The following is an 18,978-nucleotide window of genomic DNA, read 5'->3' as shown; positions in this document are numbered from 1 at the left end:
GCGAGACGAAACGCGGTGAGGTTCAGATCGCCTCACCGCGTTTCGTCTCGTCGCTTCGGGCGGAGTTCTCACCGCTGGGCGGAGGATCCACGCCGGATTCTCCGCCCATCGCGGTGTCCGCCGCCGGAGAGAGTCAGCGGGAATCCTGCGCCTTCCTCAGCGGCCCCTTCTCGATGTCGTCGATGAGCCATTCGCCGTCGATCTTCGTCAGCCGGTACTGACGTGGCTGGACTACCTCGACGCCGGCCTCCGCCTCCAGCTCGTGGAGGAACCCCTCGGAGGCGCTCACTATCCGGAAGATCGACTCGAAGCCGACCGTCGCATGCGTGCGGTCCTCGTCCACCGTCGATGGCGTCCATGCCACCCCGGTCTGCTCGATGGTCAGATCGTTGTCGACGTACATCGCGACGACAGCATCAGCGTACCCCTCGGTCGCGAGCCTTTCGCGGAACAACGGGGCGAACGACTCCGCCTCTGTCGCCACCGACGCGCGGACCGAGTCGGGAGACCGGTTGTCGGACACCCCGGAGTGCAATGCCACGGCCTTCTGCAGCTCCTGCACATCGTGGTCGTCGAGAGGCAGTTCTTCGTGGGTTGACCTGATGCTCCACAAGGTGTCGGTGGGGTCGAACCCGGGCGTCGGAGTCGTGCTCGTGCTCTCCGAGCGTGGGTTTTCGGTGGTCACCGTGCATGCGGTCAGTGCGATGACCGAGATCACTGCGACAGCGGATGCCGCGACGAGGCGGTGAAAGCGAGACGTCATGGTGCTCCTCTCGGAGGGGAGGATGCGGTGGAGCACCCTCCCCTCCGACGGGTCGGTCAGTTGGCAGGGGCCGGGTTCAGCTTCCAGTGCGAGGACCACCATGTGGTCGGCGTGACCCCGAACTCGACTTTCCCTGTGCCGTTCTCGACGTGCAGGGATCCGGACCCGTTCTGAATGCGGATGAATCCACTGCCGGCCGACGGGGTGGACCACTCGGCAGCGGTCCCTGCGGTTGCTGCACTCCCGTGCTTCACGGCGCTGCCGCTCACATAGAGGTACTGGTTCGTCCATCGATTGCGATACTTCGTGGCCCCTGACGAGGTGGTCTCCGGCACCCACTGGGCGCTCCAGTACGTGCTGGGAACGTCGCCGAAACGCACGAAGCCGTCGTTCGGCTCCACGTTCATCGCCCCGGTGCGGTGGCGGTTGTTGATGAGCTTCCAGGTGGGAGAGACGGCTTCGCTGTATCCCGCGTTGTCCTTGTAGACGCGCAGGTAGTCGACCTCCCACTGCTTCGGCCACACGCTGTTGGGTTGTCCGGAGCCTGCACCCGTGTAGATGTTCATGATGATGCCCATCGCCGTGTTCGGGGCGTCGTTGATGGTCTTCACGAGCTGGCCGTCGTAGTAGAACTTCAGCTCGGTCGGCGTCCAGTTCATCGCGTACACGTGGAACTCGGTCGTCGGCGATCCCGACACCGGCACCGTGTCGAGGGTCCAGGAGGAGAGGAAGTTGGGGTCTCCCCAGCCGTAGGCGGCGATGCGCCAACTGTTCGGCGTGGAGAAGAAGGTCTCGATCATGTCGATCTCGGACTGTCCGCCGGTCGTATTGGTGCCCACGAGCCAGAGCGCCTGGTGGCCGCCGCCTCCGGCGTTGGAGTTCTTCGCTCGGACTTCGACGTACCCGTACTTGGTGGAGTAGCCGTTGAATGTGGGGAGGCTGTTGCGGTTGACGGCGCTGCTGTTGAACGGGTGCCAGTTGTTCTGATTGAAGGTCTGGATCGCCGACGATACGACGGTTCCGTCCTGGTCCGGGTTCCACGGCGGCTGATCCTGCTCCACGCGGAGTTTGATCGTTCCGTTCGAGACGGTGTATCGCGCGGCCGTGTCGCTGATGTCCTCAGCGGGCACCCAGTGCGGGAGGTAGTTCGGGAGCCACTTCGAGGTGTCGAGCGCGGTGCCGTTGAACTCTTCGCTGAAGTCCAGGGTGTACCCGGGCTTGTCGAGCGGGTTGGGTGGTGTATCTGCGGCATGAGCAGCGGATGTGCTCAGCGCCACAGCGGTGACAGCGAGAGCCGTGGCTGTGATGGCGGCGAGACCGCGGGGCAGTTGTCTGCGTGACATGGGGTTCTCCTCGAGATCGACAGTGATCGAATCCGGGTCGACGCAGTGCGATCATCCCGGCGAGGCAATTAACCCGAACTCTTTCGTAATTGTCAATACTCGCGAGAGAAGAGGTGCTCGCGGGCCGCGGAGGAGCTCACGGCGAGCGCTCCGATGCACGGTGCCGTCGGGCCTAAGGGAGAGGTGCGCACGTCAGGCAGGAACAGCGCGCGACGGGAGAGCTCGACGTGGAGCGCTTCCGCCAACCGCAGGGATGTGTCAGGGTGGCTAGTGCTCACGACGACGACGTGCGGGTCCACTGCGAGCACGAGGGCTCCGAGCCCGTCGGCGATGTCGCCCGCGAATGCCGCGACGGCTGCTCCGTCGGCGTCGCCGCCCCGGAAGGATTCCGCGAAGCGCTGCCGCGCCTCGGGCCAGGCCACCCGGCCGAGAGCCCCGATCTCGCCCGCCGCCCCGTGTGCGCCCCGCGCGACACGTCCGTCGATGATCGAGGCGGCCGAGATGCGGTTCCCGACGCGCAGCAGGACGGCAGTCTCATCGTCGCCCACCGTGCCGCGCTGCGTCTCGGCGAGCGCGGCGAGCTTCGTGTCGTTGTCGAACGTGATTCGGGAGCCGGGGAAGGCCTGACGCAGGTGAGCGTCGATGTCGGTCGTGAGCCAGTCGGGCACCACCGTCGTCTTCGCGGGCTTCCCGTCCGCGTCGACGATGCCGGGGATGCCGACAGAGAGGGCTGCGAGGTCGTCGGAGGGGGTCGCCGATTCTGTCAGCAGATCCTTCACCATGTCGACGACCGCAGTGGCGGCCTGCTCCCCTCCGGACAGGTCGCCCTCGACCCGGCGGTATGGAGCGCTCGTCGCACCGCGCAAGTCGCCGGCGATGCCCGAGATGCCGTGGGGTCCCACATCGACGCCGATCGTGACGCCGCGGTCTGCGGCGAAGCTGTACCCGCGAGCAGGTCGGCCGGCCTTCGTGGGTCGCAGCAGCTCGGCGTCGACGAGGTCGACCTCGACGAGTCCGGTGAGCACTGTCTCGACGGTCGTGCGAGACAGGCCTGTGGCTGCGGCGAGTTGCGCGGCGGTCACCGGGGAGTCGGCGTCCCAGAGCGTGGTGAGCACGGCGTTGTCATTCAGTCGTCGCATGGCTGCGAGATCGGTTCCGAGCGCCTGTGTGGTCACCAGTCCTGACTACCACAATCGCGCGGCACATCGCTCCTCGCGGGAGATCGGCTTGACAGGGTGGGGGTGCTCACCTATCTTGATCAATTACACCAGAGAGTTGCAAAATACCTTAAGCCCAGAAAGAGACCACCATGCACCGTCGCACTCGACTCCTCCTGCCGCTCGCGGCGACCACCCTCCTCGGACTGACTCTCGTCGCGTGCGCTCCCGGCGCAGCGAACACCGGCACCGGCGCCGGCGTCGAGGCCAGCACCGACCTCACTGACGAGGCCGTCACGCTCACCCTCATGTCCACGCCGGAGTCCGGCGCCGCCACCGAGGCGACGATCGCGGCCTTCGAGAAGAAGCATCCGAACATCACCGTCGAGTACTCGCAGACGAACTACGACGACTACAACCAGAGCGTGAACCTGAACCTGTCCGGCGACAGGTCGCCCGACATCGTGCTGTTGAACGCCGTCGCCAACACCGTCAAGAACAAGCTCGTGCTCCCGCTGGACGACTACGCGGATCTGTACGGATGGACCGACTTCTTCCCGTCGAACCAGCTGGATCAGTGGCGTGTCGCCGCGGACGGCGCAACGCTCGGTGCGGGTGGGGAGCTCTACGCCGCCCCCGCTGGCTTCTCGCTCGTCGGCGCGTACTACAACAAAGCCATCGCCGCAGAGCTCGGGATCGAGGCTCCGACCACAGCCGACGAGTTCGTCACCGCGCTGAAGACCGCATCGGAGGCCGGTACGTTGCCGATCCAACTCGGCAACGCCGAAGGGCATGCGGCGTTCATCGTGCAGCTGCTCGGCCAGGGGGCCGGCGGGGCGGATGCTGCGAACGCCTGGGCTTTCGGGCACAAGGGGGAGAGCTTCGACACCGACGCGAACCGCATGGCAGCACAGACTCTCGTGGAGTGGCAGAAGGCCGGGTATCTCGGCGACGCCACGACCGTCAACGGCACCGACCTGCAGGGCGCGGTCGACAACTTCACCGAAGGCAAGGGGCTCTTCCTCGTCGACGGGATCTGGGACGCCGGCAAGATCGGCGACGCCCTCGGCGAGGATGCGGGCTTCGTCTCGTTCCCCGGCGACGACGTGACTGGCATCGGCACGTCAGTGGCGTACGCGATCTCCACGCAGAGCAAGCACCCGAACGAGGCTGCCGCGTTCCTCGACTTCCTGCGCTCGCCGGAGGCCAGCGAGCAGCAGTTCGCTCAGGGATTCATGCCCGACGACCCCACGGTGGCTGTGGCGGAGGACGGCACGCTCCAGGGGGACATCGTCGCCGCCTGGGCAGAGGTCGCCGCGGCGAACGGCCTCGTGGCCTTCAACAACAACGCCACAGCGACGATGAACGACACTCTCAAGGCCGGCACACAGCAGCTGATCGCGGGGCAGACCACGGTCGACGCCTTCATCGCCTCCGTCCAGGACGACTGGGTCGCCGCCCACGGCGACTGATCGACGATCGTGACGTCATCTGCTTCCCGGGAGGGGTCCGGTCGCCGCACCGGCCCCTCTCGTCGCCTCCACCGTCGTGCGTGGGGATCGCTGCTCTACCTCCTGCCTGCGTTGGTGTTCTACGGCACCTTCACCATCGCGCCGTGGGTGCAGAGCATCTGGCTCTCGTTCTGGAACTGGGACGGGATCGGTGCGGCCACGTGGGCAGGGCTCGAGAACTACGCGAAGGTCTTCACGGACGAGCGCCTTCTCGTCGCACTCCGCAACGGGTTGGGCTTCATCGTCTTCTACACCGCCTTCCCGGTCGCGCTCGGCCTGATCATCGCCGCCGTGATCGCCGCGCGACCGCGCCGAGGCTCGGGGTTCGTGCGCACGGTGCTGTTCCTCCCACAGATCCTTCCGCTCGTCGCGGTGGGCGTGGTGTGGCGCTATCTCTATGCTGCCGATGGACCGGTCAACCAGCTCCTCACGGCGGTCGGACTCGGAGGGATCGCCCGTGCCTGGCTCGGAGACTTCACCTGGGCCTACCCCTCCGTGGGCGTCATCGGCACGTGGGTCACGACGGGGCTCTGCATGATGCTGCTGCTCGCCGGTATCCAGAAGATCGATCCATCGCTGTACGAGGCCGCCCGGCTCGACCGGTGCGGACCCGTCCGGCAGTTCTGGCATGTCACGGTGCCGGGCGTGCGGGCGGAGATCGTCGTGGCGGTCACGGTGACGCTGATCAGCGCGCTGGCGAGCTTCGACATCGTCTACGTCACGACCGGCGGCGGCCCTGGTTACCAGACCATCGTTCCCGGTGTGCTCATCTACAAGCTCGTCTTCACGTCGAACGAGGTGGGGCTGGCGTGCGCGCTGGCGACCGTGCTGAGCGCGATCATCCTCGTCTTCGTCACCATGATCGGCCGCATCGGAAGGGCCCGCGCATGAAAGCCACGGCATCCAGAGTCCTGTCGACGGTGTTCCTGCTCGTCGCCGTCCTCAGCGTCATCGTCCCGTTCCTCGCCCTGCTCTCCGCGGCTCTGCAGCCCGCCGACACCCTTGCTCCGCGGCTCACATGGCCGACGGATCCGCAGTGGGGGAACTTCCTCACTGCGTGGACCATGGCGGGATTCGGCTCGCTGCTCGCGTCGAGCGCGGTCATCGCTCTGGTGGTGGTGCCCGTGGCCGTTGTCTGCGCCACTCTCGCGGGGTATGCGATGGGATCGATGCGGGTGCCGGCGAAGGGTGTGCTGTTCGCCTTCTTCCTCGCGGGCCTCACCCTCCCGTACGAGGCCATCGTGGTACCTCTGTACTTCTCCATGCGGTCGACAGGTCTGATCGACACCTACTGGGCTGTCATCCTCCCGCTCGTGGGAGCGTTCATGCCGTTCGGGATCTTCTGGATGCGCACGCACTTCGAGTCCGTGCCCGCGGAGATCATCGAAGCGGCTCAGCTCGACGGCGCCGGGCGTCTTCGCATCCTCGTGCAGATCCTCCTCCCCGGCGCTCGTCCGGCGGTCGTCACCTACGCGCTCCTCACCTTCATGTGGGCGTGGAATCAGTTCCTGCTCGCGCTCATCCTCATCCGCGATCCGTCCCGGCGCACCGCTCCGTCGGGGCTCGGAACGTTCGTGCAGCAGTACGGGGAGAACATCCCGCTGCTCGCCGCCGGCACCATCATCGTGATCGCACCGGTCGTGACCCTCTACTTCATCTTCCAGCGCAAGTTCGTCGCCGGCCTCGTCCAAGGAGCACTCAAATGACGGTCCCCGATCCACTCCGACTCGCGATCATCGGGGCGGGTTCGCGCGGCTCGGGGTACGCGAGGCGGGCACGCGTCGAGGGCGCACGGATCACGGCCGTGGTGGAGCCCGACGAGGGCCGCCTGCGCGCCTTCCTCGAGGAGTTCGCCGATCAGTCGATCCGCGTGCTTCCGGACTGGGAGGCGCTGGCGGCGCTGCCGGACCGGATCGCCGACGCCGCAGTCGTGGCCACACCGGATCGACTGCACGTCGAGCCCGCGATCGGCTTGGCGGAAGCGGGCTATCACCTGCTGCTGGAGAAGCCGATCGCGCCGACCGAGGCCGAGTCCGCCCGTGTCGTGGCCGCTGCGAAGGACGCGGGGGTCATGCTCGCCGTCTGCCATGTCATGCGGTACTCCGGCTATTCGCGCGCGCTGAAGCGTCTGCTCGACGAGGGAGCCATCGGTCGCCTCGTCTCCGTCGAGCACCTCGAACCGATCGGCTGGTGGCACTTCGCGCACTCGTACGTGCGAGGCAACTGGGCACGCGAGGAGGACTCCGGTCCTCTGCTCCTCACGAAGAGCAGCCACGACATCGACTGGCTGTCGTACATCGTCGGTCTTCCGGCGCGGCGGGTGTCGTCGTTCGGCAGCCTCCTGCACTTCCGACCGGAGAACAAACCGGCGGATGCGGCACCTCGCTGCGTCGACTGCCCCCTGCAGAACTCCTGTGCGTACTCGGCCACGACCATCTACCGGGGCTTCCTCGGCGATGAGACATTCGAACGATGGCCGCTGTCGGTGCTCACCGTGGATGTCACGGCGGGCGGAGTCGACCGAGCACTCCGTGAGGGGCCGTACGGGCGCTGCGTTTTCGATGGCCAGAACGATGTCGTCGACCACCAAGTGGTGAACATCGAGTATGAGGGTGGCGTGACGGCATCCTTCACTCTCACGGCCTTCACCGAACTCGACTTCCGCAAGACGCGACTCTTCGGCACGACGGGATGCATCGAGGGTGACGGTCGCACATTGCGCGTGCACGATTTCGTCCGCGACGAGAAATACGAGATCACACCAGGGAGTTCGGGGAACGCGAGTGCGGCTGACGGGCACGGCGGCGCGGATGATGCTCTCGTGCGTGCCTTCCTGGACGCCGTGCGCACGGGGGATCACTCGAACCTCTTGTCCGGTCCGGATGAGAGCCTCGACACGCATCGCATCGTCTGGTTGGCGGAGGAGTCGCGGGCGCGCGGGTCGGTGGTCGAGGTGCCTCCGATGCCTCGCGCAACCCCCTCCGGACAGAGGGTCCCCGCGTCGTAACCTGACCACGTGGACGGGTTCGCGGCGGTCGACTTCGGGTTCGCCCGCGAGGTCCTGCAGCGGGGCATCGCGGCGCTGTACCTCGTGGCGTTCGTGTCGAGCCTGAACCAATTCCGGCCGCTGCTGGGTGAACGGGGTCTGCTCCCGGCACCCGTGCTGCTCGCGTGGGTCGGCGACAAGCCCTCGCGGCGACGGATGCTGCATCCCACGCTGTTCCTGCGGATCCGTTACACGGACCGGCGTCTGGTCGCGCTGTGCCTGGGCGGTATGGCGGTCGCGGCGCTGCTCGTGGTCGGCGTCCCGCAGCTCGGTCCGCCGTGGGTGCCGATGATCGCGTTCCTCGCTCTGTGGCTCGGGTACATGTCGATCGTCAGCATCGGGCAGACGTTCTACTCGTTCGGGTGGGAGATGCTGTTGCTCGAGGCGGGGTTCCTCGCGGCGTTCCTCGGCTCGCACCACCAGCCGCCGCCGACCGTCGTGATCGTGCTGTTCTGGTGGCTGCTGTTCCGGGTCGAGTTCGGCGCGGGGATGATCAAGATCCGCGGCGGGCGCGAGTGGCGCGATCTCACCGCGCTCATGTACCACCACGAGACGCAGCCGATGCCCGGGCCGCTCAGCAGGTGGGCGCATCTGCTGCCGCGCTGGTTCCACCGCGGGGAGGTCGTGGGCAACCACATCGCCCAGCTCGTCGTGCCGTTCTTCGTGTTCGCGCCGCTGCTGTCGGTGTGGGTGTCGGGCCCGGTGCCGCAGATCGTCGGCGCCGTCGCGGCGCTCATCATGATCGCGACGCAACTGTGGCTCGTCCTGACCGGCAACTTCGCGTGGCTGAACTGGGTGACGATCGTGGTCGCCTTCTCGGCGGTGGCTCTCCCAGGACTCGGGGCGCGCGCGGGCGACGGGTCCGGGGCGCCGTGGCCCGGCATCCCGCTGTACTGGTTCGTGATCACAGCCGCCGTCGGCCTGCTTGTGATCGCTCTGAGCTGGCCGGCGCTGCGCAACCTCTTCGCGCGACGCCAGCTCATGAACGCGAGCTTCAATCGCTGGCAGATCGGCAACGCCTACGGAGCGTTCGGCACCGTGACGAAGGAGCGCGTCGAGATCGTCGTCGAGGGAGCAGCGGATGCCGAGGGCGAGGACTGGCGGGAGTACGGGTTCCGCGGCAAGCCGGGGGACGTGCGCCAGGTGCCGGGGCAGTTCGCGCCGTACCATCTGCGCCTCGACTGGTTGATGTGGTTCCTGCCGCTGGGGCGTTCGCTCGACGACTGGTTCACGGTGTTGCTGCTGCGACTGCTCGAGGCGGACGCCCCGACCCTGGCGCTGCTGCACACGGATCCGTTCGACGGGGAACCTCCGCGATGGGTGCGCGCGGTGTCGTATCGCTACCGTTTCGCGACCAGGGCGGAGCGTCGTGCCGACGGGGCGGTGTGGGTGCGAACGCGTCAGCGGGTCGTGCTCGGACCGCTGTCGTTGCGCTGACGTCCCGGCATCCGCTCCGTCCCGTCGCCCGCAGCGCAGGAGATCTCACGATCCGAAGGGCCCCTCGGCCGAATCCTTCCTTCGCATCGCGCGATCTCCTTCGAATCGGGGGTGGGCTCGCGTCTCGAACCACCGCCGAGCGCGGCGAAACGCCCCGGCCGGACGCAGGGTCCGGTCGGAGCGTTCCGCCTCGCTGGGCGAGGTCAAGAGATCTTCTTCCTGTAGACGACGGTCGCGAGCACGTAGGCGACGACCAGGATGCCGATGCACCAGGCGAGCGCGACCCAGATGTCGTTCCCGACGGGCTGCTCGGCGAACAGCGCCTGGATCGTGTTCACGATCGACGTGACCGGCTGGTTCTCGGCGAACCAGCGCACCGGTCCCGGCATGGTGTCGGTCGGCACGAACGCCGAGCTGATGAACGGGAGGAAGATCAGCGGATACGAGAACGCGCTCGCTCCGTCGACCGTCTTGGCGCTGAGTCCCGCGATGATCGCCAGCCACGTGAGCGCCAGCGTGAACAGGAGCAGGATGCCGATCGCGCCGAGCCAGGCGAGCACACCGGCCCCGGTGCGGAACCCCATCGCGAATCCGACGCCGAAGATGATCGCGAGGGTGATGGCGTTCGCCGTGAGCGACGTGAGGACGTGCGCCCACAGGACGCTCGACCGCGCGATCGGCATGGAGTGGAAGCGCTCGAAGATGCCGCTCTGCATGTCGGTGAACAGCCGGAACGCCGTGTAGGCGATGCCGGACGCGATCGCGATCAGCAGGATGCCGGGGAGCAGGTAGTTCACGTAGTTCTCGGAGCCGGTGCTGGTGCGCAGCGCCCCTCCGAAGACGTACACGAACAGGAGCATCAGCGCGATCGGGGTGACCGCCGTGGTGATGATCGTGTCGGGACTGCGGAAGATGTGCCGCATGGAGCGGCCGGTGAGCGTCGCAGTGTCCGCGGCGAAGTGCGTGCTCATGCTGCGTGTCCTTTCGTTTCGTCTCGCTCCGCTCGCTCAACGACCGAGTCGGACGGGCCGATGAGGGTGAGGAAGATCTCCTCGAGGGTGGGCTGCTTCTCGACGTACTCGACCGTCGCGGGAGGCAGCAGAGCCTTGAGGTCGGCGAGCGTGCCGTTCGCGATGATGCGGCCCTGGTGCAGGATCGCGATGCGGTCGGCGAGCTGTTCGGCCTCGTCGAGGTACTGCGTCGTGAGCAGTACGGTGGTGCCGGAGTCGGCGAGCCGCTTCACGACCTCCCACACCTCGAGGCGCGCCTCGGGGTCGAGTCCGGTGGTGGGCTCGTCGAGATAGATGACCTCCGGATGCCCGACGAGGCTCATCGCGATGTCGAGGCGACGCCGCATGCCGCCGGAGTAGGTGCCGGCCTTGCGGCCTCCGGCGTCCGTCAGGCGGAACGTCGCGAGCAGTTCGTCGGCGACCTTCCCCGGTTCGGGCAGGTGGCGCAGCTTCGCGACGAGCACGAGGTTCTCGCGTCCGGTGAGGATCTCGTCGACCGCGGCGAACTGCCCGGTGAGGCTGATGGATTCGCGCACTCGCAGGGGGTCGACGGAGACGTCGTGTCCCTGCACGGCCGCCGTGCCGGCATCCGCTCGCAGCAGTGTGGAGAGGATGCGGACCATGGTGGTCTTGCCGGCGCCGTTCGAGCCGAGCAGGGCGAAGATCGATCCCTTCTCGACCTCGAAGTCGACTCCGCGCAGCACGGCGACGTCCTTGTACGACTTCTGGATGCCGCGGACGCTGATGGCGGGTGCGGTCATGATCGGTTCTCCTTCTTCTTCGCGTCGTCGACGGCCTCGATGAGGCGCGCGCGCTCCTTGTCGACCCACTGCGTGCCGCCGTAGGCCTCGGCGTAGCTCTCCGCGTACTCGACGGGGTCGTCTCCGACGATGTCGGCGATGGGGGTTTCGTCGACGGCCGCGCGCTCCCAGAGGTCGGCCAGGTCGAGGAAGATCTGCACGAGCGTGTCGCCGTCGGTGATCCCGCCGTAGTACATCGTGTAGCGGTGCTGGGCGTTCGCGACCGTGCGGTACGGCTCGGGGAGGGCGTCGATGCGCTTCTTCGCATCGCGGTACTGCTTCTTCTGCTCGAGCGGTCCGGTGATGAGTTCGATCCACTTGGCGGCCATGTCAGTTCTCCTTGTTCGTGGTGTTCGTGGTGTTCGTGGTGTTGTTCAGCTGTTCGATGTGCTGCGCGAGGAAGGTCCAGGTGGTCCAGAACTCCTCGAGCTCCTTCGTCCCCGCGGGGTTGAGGGAGTACACCTTGCGGGGCGGCCCCTTCTCGCTCGGGACCTTCTCGACGTCGACGAGCTTCTTCTGCTCGATGCGCACGAGGAGCGCGTAGATCGTGCCCTCGGCGATGTCGGTGAAGCCGCGTTCGCGCAGGCGGGCCGTGATCTCGTAGCCGTAGGCCGGCTGCTCGGCGAGGAGCGCGAGGACGATGCCCTCGAGAGTCCCCTTGAGCATCTCGGTCATCTGCTTGCCCATGAGCTGCTCCCTTCTGTCGGTTGAGTACTCAGTGTTGCTGGGTACCGGTACAAAGTAACACTGAGTACCGGTACTTAGCAACACCGAATACTGGATTCTTTCGCGGGCCATCCACCGACGCCCCACCTGCGCGCCGACGCCCCTCCTGGTCGGCGTCGATCAGGTGGGGCGCGGACGCGCTCAGATGGGGCGTCGGGATGGAGTGGGGGAGGCGCGGTCCGCGTCAGACCAGACGCGCCGCGAGCACCTGCGCCTCGAGCAGCGGGAACGTGCGCGACACGGCAGGACGGATGCCGAGAACCCCGGCGAGTTCGAGGGCCAGAGCCGCGTGCCCGGCGGCGTTCGGGTGGAACGGGTCGTTCATCAGACCCCACGGCACTCCGCCGCCGCCGAGCTCCGCGAAGCGGGCGTTCTGGTCGACGAGGACGACGTCCTCGTATGCGGCCGCCGCGCGGACGGCATCCGCGAACTCGTCGATCCGCTCGCGACCGGGAGCGTTCGGCACGTCGATCGATGGCGGTGTCTGCAGCACGGGGATCGCGCCGTGCGCGCGGACGCGCACCACGAACTCCCGCAGCGACGCGGTGAAACCCTCGGGCTCGACGAACGGGTCGCCGGGGTTGGTCGACAGGTCGTTCGTGCCGATCATGAGCGTGACGACCGCCGGGCTCCACGAGGTCACGCGGCGGCCGAAGTCGCCCAGGATGTCGGTGATCCGGTGCCCGCTGATCGCCGAGTTCACGACGATGTCGCGCGTGCGCCCGAGCTCCCCGCGGATCAACTCGTGCAAGTGCTCGGCGTAGGTGCGCCCGCCTTGCGTGTGCACTAGGCCATGCGTGATCGAGTCACCCGTGATGACCCAGTTCAGCGGCGCGGTACCGGCGAGCAGGTCGGCGAGATAGGCGAGGTCGGAGGCGGCGGAGGGCGATGCTTCGGCGGACACGCTCCGACCCTACTCGCGCTCGTCGCGTTCACTGTCCGCCGACGCCCCTGCTGGGCGCCCACGCCCCGCCTCAGTTACGTGATTCAAGCGGGGCGTCGACGACGGACAGGGGCGTCGGCGCAGAGCGCGGGAAGAGGATGCCGTCACAGCCAGCGCTTGTACTTGAACACCCCGTACAGACCGACCGCGAACGCGGCCATCGCGCCGATCGCGAGCGGGTACCCGAACTGCCAGTGCAGTTCGGGCATGGCGTCGAAGTTCATTCCGTAGACCGTGCCGACGAGCGTCGGGGCGAAGATGATCGCCGCCCACGAGGAGATCTTCTTGATCTCGTCGTTCTGCGCGAGTCCGGCCTCGGACTGCCGCCGCGCGACGAGCGCCGACTGCACGGTGAGGGCGTTCTCGAGGATCGCCCGGAACGAGTCGACCTTCTCCTGCACACGGATCACGTGGTCGAGCACGTCGCGGAGCGACCGCTGCAGTTCCTCGTCGATGCGGTACTTGTCGGATCCGCGGCGCAGCCACTGCAGCATCCCGGCGAGCGGATGCACGGCACGCTGGAACCCGATGACCTCGCGCGACAGCTGGTAGATGCGCCGGGAGAGCGCGTCGTCGTCGCTGTCGCCGAACAGCTGGTCCTCGATCTCGTCGATGTCGTTCTCGAGTCCTGCGACGATCGGCTCGTACTCGTCGACGACCTCGTCGAGGATCGCGTACAGCACCGCCTCCGGTCCCATCGCGAGCAGCTCGGGGTTCGACTCCATGCGGCGGCGCACGGCGGCGAGGTTCGGCGACTCGGCGTGCCGGATCGTCACGACGAAGTCGGGTCCGATGAACAGGTGCAGCTCGCCGAACTCGATCGACTCCTCCTTGTCGCGGTACCGCGCGGGGCGCAGCACCGCGAAGAGCGTGTCGCCGTAGCGCTCCACCTTCGACCGCTGGTGCCCCGAGAGCGCGTCCTCGACGGCGAGCGGATGCAGGTCGAACTCGCGCGCGACGGACTCGACCTCCTGCGGGCTCGGCCGGTACAGCCCGATCCAGGCGATGCCGCCGAGGGCGCCGAGCGTGCGCGCGGTCTGGTCGAGGTTCTGCAGGGTCTCCACGCGGCGTCCGTGGACGTACACGCCGTTGTCGATGAGGGCCATGATGAGGCTCCGTTCTCGCAGGCGCGCGCCGCAAGGGGTCGGCGGTGCGCGCAGGATTCGTCAGGGGGCGGAAGACGCCGCCGACGGCTGCGGAGCAGAACGGGTCGGTGCGGAGCCGGAGCTCAACGCACGGAGGCCGTCAGGTGCGACGCAACGAAGGCGGCGTCGCTACTATCACCGGACATCGCCATCACCGCCTCTCGCATCTGGGGATTCGGGCCACTCGACCCGACGAGCCAGTGTACTCCTGCATCCTGGGTGTGTGACGAGCGGGTGTCGGAAGCCGTCCGGCGTCGATTCAGGATGCCGGGATGCCGACGAGCTCGGCGCTTCTCTGCCAGAGGGACTCGGCGAGCGCAGCATCCTCGATCATGGGGTTCACGCGGCGGGTGTGCACGCGCTCGTCGTAGTACTCGCCCGACTGCCAGGTCTCACCCGGGGTGCCGTCGATGAACCAGGTGAGGTTCGCGCCGCCCTTCTCGGTGCTGATCGTGAGCAGACGCTTCAGGGGCGTGCGGTAGATCACGCGCATGACGCTCGACGAGCCGGCGGCGAAGTTCGAGCGCACGACGCCGGGGTGGAACGCGACGCCGCTGATCCCCTGGCCGTGGAACTTTGCGTGCAGGCTCTTCGTGAACAGCACGTTCGCGAGCTTCGCGTCGCCGTAGGCCTTGTTGGGGCTGAAGCGCCGCCGGTTGTCGAGGTCGTCGACGTCGATGCGTCCGAACAGCCGGTGCGCGACGCTGGAGGTGTTGACGACCGATGCCCGCCCGCGGAGCAGGTGCGGCAGCAGCAGGTTCGTGAGAAGGAACGGCGCGAGGTGATTGATCTGGATCGTCTTCTCGTGGCCGTCGACGGTCGGGGCGCGGTCGCCGAAGATGCCGCCCGCGTTGTTCGCCAGCACGTGGATGCCGTCGTCGCCCACGGCATCCGAGATCGAGGTCGCGAGGGCGCGGACGTCGTCGAGCACGGCGAAGTCGGCCGTGAACCATTCGGCGCCGATGTCCTCCGCGACCGCGCGCGTCTTCTCGGGTGAACGCCCGACCAGGATCAGGCGGTGCCCTCCCGCGGCGGCGAGTTCGCGCGCCGATGCCGCGCCGATGCCGTCGGAGGCGCCCGTGATGACGACGGTCCGCAGCGTCATGCGTCGGTGCCGGGGAACGTCCGCGGCTGCGCGGTCGGCCGCGGCTGCGCAGTCGGCTTCGGCTCTGCGACCGGGATCCGCTGCGGCTCGGGTGCCGGGTCGCTGTCGGATGCCGGCGCCGTGGCCGTCGGCTCCGCGGGGAGCTCCCGGGCGACCTGCTTCTCGAGCACCTGCACGGCCTCGTCGCTCAGCAGGATCAGCCCGTCGAGTTCGTCGCGCACGCGCTTGTAGGCCACGTTGCGCTCGGCCTGCGTGGCCGATTCGTCGACCGCGACCTTGAGCAGCTGCTGCGCGCGGTCGAGGCGCTTGCGCTCGGGTTCGCTGAACGTCGTGGTGCGCAGCCGGCGAGCATCCTTCTCGGCGATCTCGAAGGCGACCGCGTAGGCGCCGACGGCGTCCAGGTACTCCGTGACCCGCTGCTCGCTCACCCCGGACTCGGCGGATGCCGGGCGCAGGGCGTCGGCGGTCTTCTTGGCCCGCAGGAACGCGGCGACGAGCGGCTGGCGGCCGTCGCTCATGGCGGGGAAGGCGATGAGCTTGGCGACGTCGAGCTCGTAGTCGAGCCAGCGCGCGGTGATCTCGTCGTGCTCGGCGAACAGCCGCTCGAGCAGCGCGTTGGGGGCGACCGGGGCCGCCGTGGTGTCGACGACGGAGGGGCCGATGCGCCTGCCGCCGCCGCGTGCTTCGAGCTGGGCGGTCTTGATCTCGGCCTTGAGCTTCATGGTCTCGAGGCGACGCTCGTGGCGGCGCTTCGCGCCACGCTCCCACGCCTTCGCGGCCCCTCCTGCCATCCCCATGATCGGGAAGATGAGCCACCAGAAGTTGCCCGCCCACTGCAGAAACTCTTGCATGATGCGTTCAGCCTACTTCGCGGCTCTCCCCGGGGCACAGCCTCGGAGCCGGCATCCGACACGCCGCGGCACCGAGCGCGATCAGGGCGCGTCGTCCCCCTGCGGTCCGAAGCCGTGCTCAACCTTGGGCGGTTCGCGGCGGATCGGGGGTGGCGAAATCGCTGGTCATTGCTATAGTCAACGCTATTGACTTGCAGTTCCGACGGTTGGACGATGATGACCAGACCCCGCACCGCGACACCCGTGACGATCGACTGCGACGGCATCCGGATCGCGGCTGAGACCCGCGGTTCCGGCCCGGCCGTGCTGCTGCTGCACGGTTACCCCGAGACCAAGGCGATGTGGGATGCCGTCGCCGAGGCGCTCGCCGCAGACCACACGGTCGTCGCCGCCGACCTCCGCGGGTACGGCGACTCCGGCAAACCGCGCGACGCCTCGTACGCCAAGCGCGACATGGCCCGCGACCAGCTCCTGCTCATGCGGGAGCTGGGACACGACAGCTTCGCCGTGATCGGCCACGATCGCGGCGGACGCGTCGGTCACCGCCTGGCCCTCGACCATCCCGAGGCGGTGACCGCGCTCGCGGTGCTCGACATCGTGCCCACGCTGCACATGTTCGAGAACGTCGACCGGGCGATGGCGACCGCGTACTTCCACTGGTTCTTCCTGGCGCGTGACGACGGGATGCCGGAGGCGCTGATCGGCGCCGACCGCGAGACCTGGTTGCGCAGCCGCTTCACGGGGCGCCGCCATGACGGCGATGCGCTGCCCGACGCGTTCGACGAGTACCTGCGCTGCTTCGACCTCGACACGGTGCACGCCTCGGGAGCCGACTACCGTGCAGCCGCGACCGTCGACCTCGAGCACGACCGGGCCGATCGCTCAGCCGGCCACGTCGTCACGACCCCGACGCTCGCGCTCTGGGGCGCGCACAGCTACGTGGGGCGGAGCTTCGATGTGCTCGCGACCTGGGAGGCGTACGCCCCGGGAGTCGTCGGGCAGGCGATCGAGGCCGACCACTATCTCGCGGAGGAGGCGCCGGACGCCACAGCCTGGGCCCTCCGGGGATTCCTCGCGGAGGTGGGGGCATGAGCGCGCGCGACGTCGACCGTCTCGACCAGCTGGTGTCGATCGAGACTCCGACCGGTGACACCGCCGGCCTCGCCGCTGCGCAGGCTCTCGTGCGCTCCTGGCTCGCACCGCTCATGGGCGGGGGCGAACTGGAGACCGTCGCCGGCGTCACGCACCTGCGCTGGACGGGCGGCGAGGATCCGAGCGTCCTGCTGATCGGACACCTCGACACGGTGTTCCCCGCGGGCACCCTCGCGGAGCGTCCGTTCCGCGTCGACGGCGACCGCGCCACCGGGCCTGGGGTCTTCGACATGAAGGCGGGCGTCGTCATCCTCGCCGCGGCCCTCGAGCGGGTCGCGCATCCGGAGCGGGTGGCCGTACTGCTCACGAGCGACGAGGAGGTCGGGTCGATCACCTCGCGCGCCCTGATCGAGAGGGAGGCCGCGCGGGTCGGCACGGTGCTCGTGCTCGAGCCCAGCCTCGACGGTGCGCTCAAGATCGCCCGCCGTGGCGGCAGCATCTACCGGATCGGGTTCTCGGGACGGGCGGCGCACGCCGGCCTCGAACCCTGGAAGGGTCGCAGCGCGCTCGCCGAGCTCGCGCACCACGTGCTCGCGCTGCCCGATCTCGCCGACGACGACCGCGGCACGACCGTGAGTCCCACGGTCGCGCAGGCCGGCACGGCGACGAACGTGATCCCCGAGCACGCGGAGCTGCGGGTGGACGTGCGCGCGTGGACCCTCGACGAACTCGAACGCGTCGACGGTCGGATGCAGTCGCTCGGCGCCCACACGCCCGATGTGCGCGTCGACGTGGACGGCGGCATCAATCGGCCTCCCATGGAGGAGACCGTATCGGCGGAACTGCTGGCGTGCGCGCGCCGGGTCGCCGGACGGCTCGGGCATCCGAAGGTCGAGGCGGTGTCGGCGGGCGGTGCCTCCGACGGCAACTTCACGGCCGCGGTCGGCGCTCGCACGCTCGATGGGCTCGGTCCGCGCGGGGCCGGGGCGCACGCCGATCACGAGTGGGTGTCGCTCTCGTCCATGCACGAGCGCGTCGAGCTGCTCGCCGGAATGCTGGACGAGCTCGACGCGGGCTCGCGCTCGTAGTCGCTCCCGCGCGCCTGGTTCGTCGACGCCCCGCCTGAGCGCCGACGCCCCGCCTGAGATACGTCGCTCAGCAGGGGCGTCGGTGCTCAGCAGGGGCGTCGGCGAGGGGGAGGGGAGGCCGGGGGAGTCAGGCCCCGGGCGCGTGGCGCTCGATGCTCTCCAGCAGAAGGTCGAGCGCAGTCTCCCAGGCGCGGGGATCGCGGATGCCGGGCAGCGCGTCGCCCGCCCAGGCGATCTCCGGGTATTCGGCGGGGTCGAGCCGGCGGTGATCCATCTGCCAGCTCAGCTCGTCGGCGTCCTGCACGTCGGCCGGCAGCACGCTCAACGCGGCCTCGATGCTGGACGCGGAGCGGATGAGCTGCCCGAGGGCCCGCGCGTAGAGGGCGGCCTGGTCGCGGTCGAAGCCGCCGCGCCGCAGCGCTCCGATCGAGTACTCCATGGAGGAGAAGTCCGTCGGGCGCCGCAGCGCCCTCTGCAGGGCGAGCTCGGGGTAGCGCATGTAGTGGTCATGGATGAGGTGCGCCTGTGACCGCAGATCGGCGAGCCAGTCATCCGTGGCGACCATGGCGCCGCTGTACGAGCGCGTGCGGAGCATGTCGATGAGCGCGAGGAGTAGCTCGTCCTTATCGCGGAAGTGACGGTAGATCGAGGTCGGGTGGGCGCCGAGCTCCTCGCCGATCGCCTGGAACGTGAGGCGGTCGAGGCCGTCGCGTTCGACGACGCGGTCGGCGGCGGCGACGATGATCTCGCGGCTGAGGGAGTCGCGGGCGCGGCGCGGGCGTGTGCTCTTGGCGGAGGCGGTCGCCTTCTTCGTGCCAGCGGGGCTCGCATCCTTGCTTGTCGCCATCGGGGACTCCGTTCGCAGATCGGCCGGGTCCCGGCCGCAGACATCACGGTACCCCACGTCTGTCAGCGTGTCTGTCAGGGGCGTGGACAATGCCGAAACGCTGGCCGATCGCGA

The 18,978-nt window shown here is 68.4% G+C and carries 19 protein-coding genes; 7 read left to right on the top strand and 12 right to left on the bottom strand.

Features of this window, described 5'->3' with window-relative positions:
* Window positions 1-133: 133 nt before the first annotated feature.
* The 3 genes from MRBLMX7_RS09150 to MRBLMX7_RS09140 form a co-directional block, all read right to left on the bottom strand.
* A complete protein-coding gene (locus MRBLMX7_RS09150; protein WP_363367792.1) occupies window positions 134-763 on the bottom strand; it encodes a hypothetical protein in 630 nt (209 codons plus the stop codon).
* A 56-nt stretch (window positions 764-819) separates the two neighbouring features.
* Complete coding sequence (locus MRBLMX7_RS09145) at window positions 820-2,106, bottom strand: glycoside hydrolase family 16 protein (RefSeq protein WP_363367790.1); 1,287 nt, start codon at window positions 2,104-2,106, stop codon at window positions 820-822.
* A gap of 92 nt (window positions 2,107-2,198) precedes the next feature.
* The gene (locus tag MRBLMX7_RS09140; protein WP_363367788.1) at window positions 2,199-3,281 is read right to left on the bottom strand and encodes an ROK family transcriptional regulator; all 1,083 of its coding nucleotides are present in this window, start codon (window positions 3,279-3,281) and stop codon (window positions 2,199-2,201) included.
* A gap of 134 nt (window positions 3,282-3,415) precedes the next feature.
* Here MRBLMX7_RS09140 and MRBLMX7_RS09135 point away from each other — a divergent pair, with 134 nt between their 5' ends.
* The 5 genes from MRBLMX7_RS09135 to MRBLMX7_RS09115 are packed head-to-tail and all read left to right on the top strand — an operon-like array spanning window position 3,416 to window position 9,257.
* A complete protein-coding gene (locus MRBLMX7_RS09135; RefSeq protein WP_363367786.1) occupies window positions 3,416-4,735 on the top strand; it encodes an ABC transporter substrate-binding protein in 1,320 nt (439 codons plus the stop codon).
* Window positions 4,736-4,744: 9 nt separating this feature from the next.
* Entirely contained in the window at window positions 4,745-5,665 is a 921-nt protein-coding gene (locus tag MRBLMX7_RS09130) for a carbohydrate ABC transporter permease (RefSeq protein WP_363367784.1), read from the top strand.
* Window positions 5,662-6,480, top strand: a complete 819-nt coding sequence (locus MRBLMX7_RS09125) for a carbohydrate ABC transporter permease (RefSeq protein ID WP_363367782.1) — start codon at window positions 5,662-5,664, stop codon at window positions 6,478-6,480. Before MRBLMX7_RS09130 ends, MRBLMX7_RS09125 begins: the two co-directional genes overlap by 4 nt.
* Window positions 6,477-7,781 (top strand): Gfo/Idh/MocA family protein, encoded by a 1,305-nt coding sequence (locus MRBLMX7_RS09120; RefSeq protein WP_363367780.1) that lies wholly within the window; start codon window positions 6,477-6,479, stop codon window positions 7,779-7,781. Before MRBLMX7_RS09125 ends, MRBLMX7_RS09120 begins: the two co-directional genes overlap by 4 nt.
* A gap of 9 nt (window positions 7,782-7,790) precedes the next feature.
* Window positions 7,791-9,257, top strand: coding sequence for a lipase maturation factor family protein (locus tag MRBLMX7_RS09115; protein WP_363367778.1), 1,467 nt, complete (start codon window positions 7,791-7,793; stop codon window positions 9,255-9,257).
* Between the two features lie 203 nt (window positions 9,258-9,460).
* On the opposite strand, the gene MRBLMX7_RS09110 is transcribed toward MRBLMX7_RS09115, so the two are convergent.
* The 8 genes from MRBLMX7_RS09110 to MRBLMX7_RS09075 all read right to left on the bottom strand — a co-directional run bounded on the left by MRBLMX7_RS09110 (window position 9,461) and on the right by MRBLMX7_RS09075 (window position 15,837).
* Window positions 9,461-10,228, bottom strand: a complete 768-nt coding sequence (locus MRBLMX7_RS09110; RefSeq protein ID WP_363367776.1) for an ABC transporter permease — start codon at window positions 10,226-10,228, stop codon at window positions 9,461-9,463.
* Window positions 10,225-11,028, bottom strand: coding sequence for an ABC transporter ATP-binding protein (locus MRBLMX7_RS09105; RefSeq protein ID WP_363367774.1), 804 nt, complete (start codon window positions 11,026-11,028; stop codon window positions 10,225-10,227). The genes MRBLMX7_RS09110 and MRBLMX7_RS09105 overlap by 4 nt, the downstream gene beginning before the upstream one ends.
* Window positions 11,025-11,396, bottom strand: coding sequence for a DUF1048 domain-containing protein (locus tag MRBLMX7_RS09100; RefSeq protein ID WP_363367772.1), 372 nt, complete (start codon window positions 11,394-11,396; stop codon window positions 11,025-11,027). Before MRBLMX7_RS09100 ends, MRBLMX7_RS09105 begins: the two co-directional genes overlap by 4 nt.
* A 1-nt stretch (window position 11,397) precedes the next feature.
* Entirely contained in the window at window positions 11,398-11,754 is a 357-nt protein-coding gene (locus tag MRBLMX7_RS09095) for a PadR family transcriptional regulator (protein WP_363367770.1), read from the bottom strand.
* Window positions 11,755-11,977: 223 nt separating this feature from the next.
* Window positions 11,978-12,697, bottom strand: coding sequence for an SGNH/GDSL hydrolase family protein (locus MRBLMX7_RS09090; RefSeq protein ID WP_363367768.1), 720 nt, complete (start codon window positions 12,695-12,697; stop codon window positions 11,978-11,980).
* 143 nt (window positions 12,698-12,840) lie between these two features.
* Complete coding sequence (corA, locus tag MRBLMX7_RS09085) at window positions 12,841-13,842, bottom strand: magnesium/cobalt transporter CorA (protein ID WP_363367766.1); 1,002 nt, start codon at window positions 13,840-13,842, stop codon at window positions 12,841-12,843.
* Between the two features lie 298 nt (window positions 13,843-14,140).
* Window positions 14,141-14,986 (bottom strand): SDR family NAD(P)-dependent oxidoreductase, encoded by an 846-nt coding sequence (locus MRBLMX7_RS09080; RefSeq protein WP_363367764.1) that lies wholly within the window; start codon window positions 14,984-14,986, stop codon window positions 14,141-14,143.
* Window positions 14,983-15,837, bottom strand: coding sequence for a hypothetical protein (locus MRBLMX7_RS09075; RefSeq protein ID WP_363367762.1), 855 nt, complete (start codon window positions 15,835-15,837; stop codon window positions 14,983-14,985). Before MRBLMX7_RS09075 ends, MRBLMX7_RS09080 begins: the two co-directional genes overlap by 4 nt.
* Before the next feature lie 213 nt (window positions 15,838-16,050).
* On the opposite strand from MRBLMX7_RS09075, the gene MRBLMX7_RS09070 reads away from it, so the two are divergent.
* Window positions 16,051-16,929, top strand: coding sequence for an alpha/beta fold hydrolase (locus tag MRBLMX7_RS09070; RefSeq protein ID WP_363367760.1), 879 nt, complete (start codon window positions 16,051-16,053; stop codon window positions 16,927-16,929).
* Complete coding sequence (locus MRBLMX7_RS09065; protein ID WP_363367758.1) at window positions 16,926-18,017, top strand: M20 family metallopeptidase; 1,092 nt, start codon at window positions 16,926-16,928, stop codon at window positions 18,015-18,017. The genes MRBLMX7_RS09070 and MRBLMX7_RS09065 overlap by 4 nt, the downstream gene beginning before the upstream one ends.
* A gap of 127 nt (window positions 18,018-18,144) precedes the next feature.
* Here MRBLMX7_RS09065 and MRBLMX7_RS09060 read toward each other — a convergent pair whose 3' ends face one another.
* Entirely contained in the window at window positions 18,145-18,864 is a 720-nt protein-coding gene (locus MRBLMX7_RS09060) for a TetR/AcrR family transcriptional regulator (RefSeq protein ID WP_363367756.1), read from the bottom strand.
* Window positions 18,865-18,978: the final 114 nt, after the last annotated feature.

It is taken from the genome of Microbacterium sp. LMX7-1.2, from assembly GCF_040675935.1.
Taxonomy (GTDB): Bacteria; Actinomycetota; Actinomycetes; order Actinomycetales; family Microbacteriaceae; genus Microbacterium.
Note: the sequence above shows the minus strand (reverse complement) of the source record. Positions and strands in the feature narration are given on the sequence as shown.

Bases quoted from the DNA above. Each gene is read 5' to 3' on its own strand.
- MRBLMX7_RS09150 (WP_363367792.1), bottom strand. From the start codon at position 763: ATGACGTCTCGCTTTCACCGCCTCGTCGCGGCATCCGCTGTCGCAGTG.
- MRBLMX7_RS09145 (WP_363367790.1), bottom strand. From the start codon at position 2,106: ATGTCACGCAGACAACTGCCCCGCGGTCTCGCCGCCATCACAGCCACG.
- MRBLMX7_RS09135 (WP_363367786.1), top strand. From the start codon at position 3,416: ATGCACCGTCGCACTCGACTCCTCCTGCCGCTCGCGGCGACCACCCTC.
- MRBLMX7_RS09125 (WP_363367782.1), top strand. From the start codon at position 5,662: ATGAAAGCCACGGCATCCAGAGTCCTGTCGACGGTGTTCCTGCTCGTC.
- MRBLMX7_RS09120 (WP_363367780.1), top strand. From the start codon at position 6,477: ATGACGGTCCCCGATCCACTCCGACTCGCGATCATCGGGGCGGGTTCG.
- MRBLMX7_RS09110 (WP_363367776.1), bottom strand. From the start codon at position 10,228: ATGAGCACGCACTTCGCCGCGGACACTGCGACGCTCACCGGCCGCTCC.
- MRBLMX7_RS09105 (WP_363367774.1), bottom strand. From the start codon at position 11,028: ATGACCGCACCCGCCATCAGCGTCCGCGGCATCCAGAAGTCGTACAAG.
- MRBLMX7_RS09100 (WP_363367772.1), bottom strand. From the start codon at position 11,396: ATGGCCGCCAAGTGGATCGAACTCATCACCGGACCGCTCGAGCAGAAG.
- MRBLMX7_RS09095 (WP_363367770.1), bottom strand. From the start codon at position 11,754: ATGGGCAAGCAGATGACCGAGATGCTCAAGGGGACTCTCGAGGGCATC.
- corA (WP_363367766.1), bottom strand. From the start codon at position 13,842: ATGGCCCTCATCGACAACGGCGTGTACGTCCACGGACGCCGCGTGGAG.
- MRBLMX7_RS09080 (WP_363367764.1), bottom strand. From the start codon at position 14,986: ATGACGCTGCGGACCGTCGTCATCACGGGCGCCTCCGACGGCATCGGC.
- MRBLMX7_RS09075 (WP_363367762.1), bottom strand. From the start codon at position 15,837: ATGCAAGAGTTTCTGCAGTGGGCGGGCAACTTCTGGTGGCTCATCTTC.
- MRBLMX7_RS09070 (WP_363367760.1), top strand. From the start codon at position 16,051: ATGATGACCAGACCCCGCACCGCGACACCCGTGACGATCGACTGCGAC.
- MRBLMX7_RS09065 (WP_363367758.1), top strand. From the start codon at position 16,926: ATGAGCGCGCGCGACGTCGACCGTCTCGACCAGCTGGTGTCGATCGAG.
- MRBLMX7_RS09060 (WP_363367756.1), bottom strand. From the start codon at position 18,864: ATGGCGACAAGCAAGGATGCGAGCCCCGCTGGCACGAAGAAGGCGACC.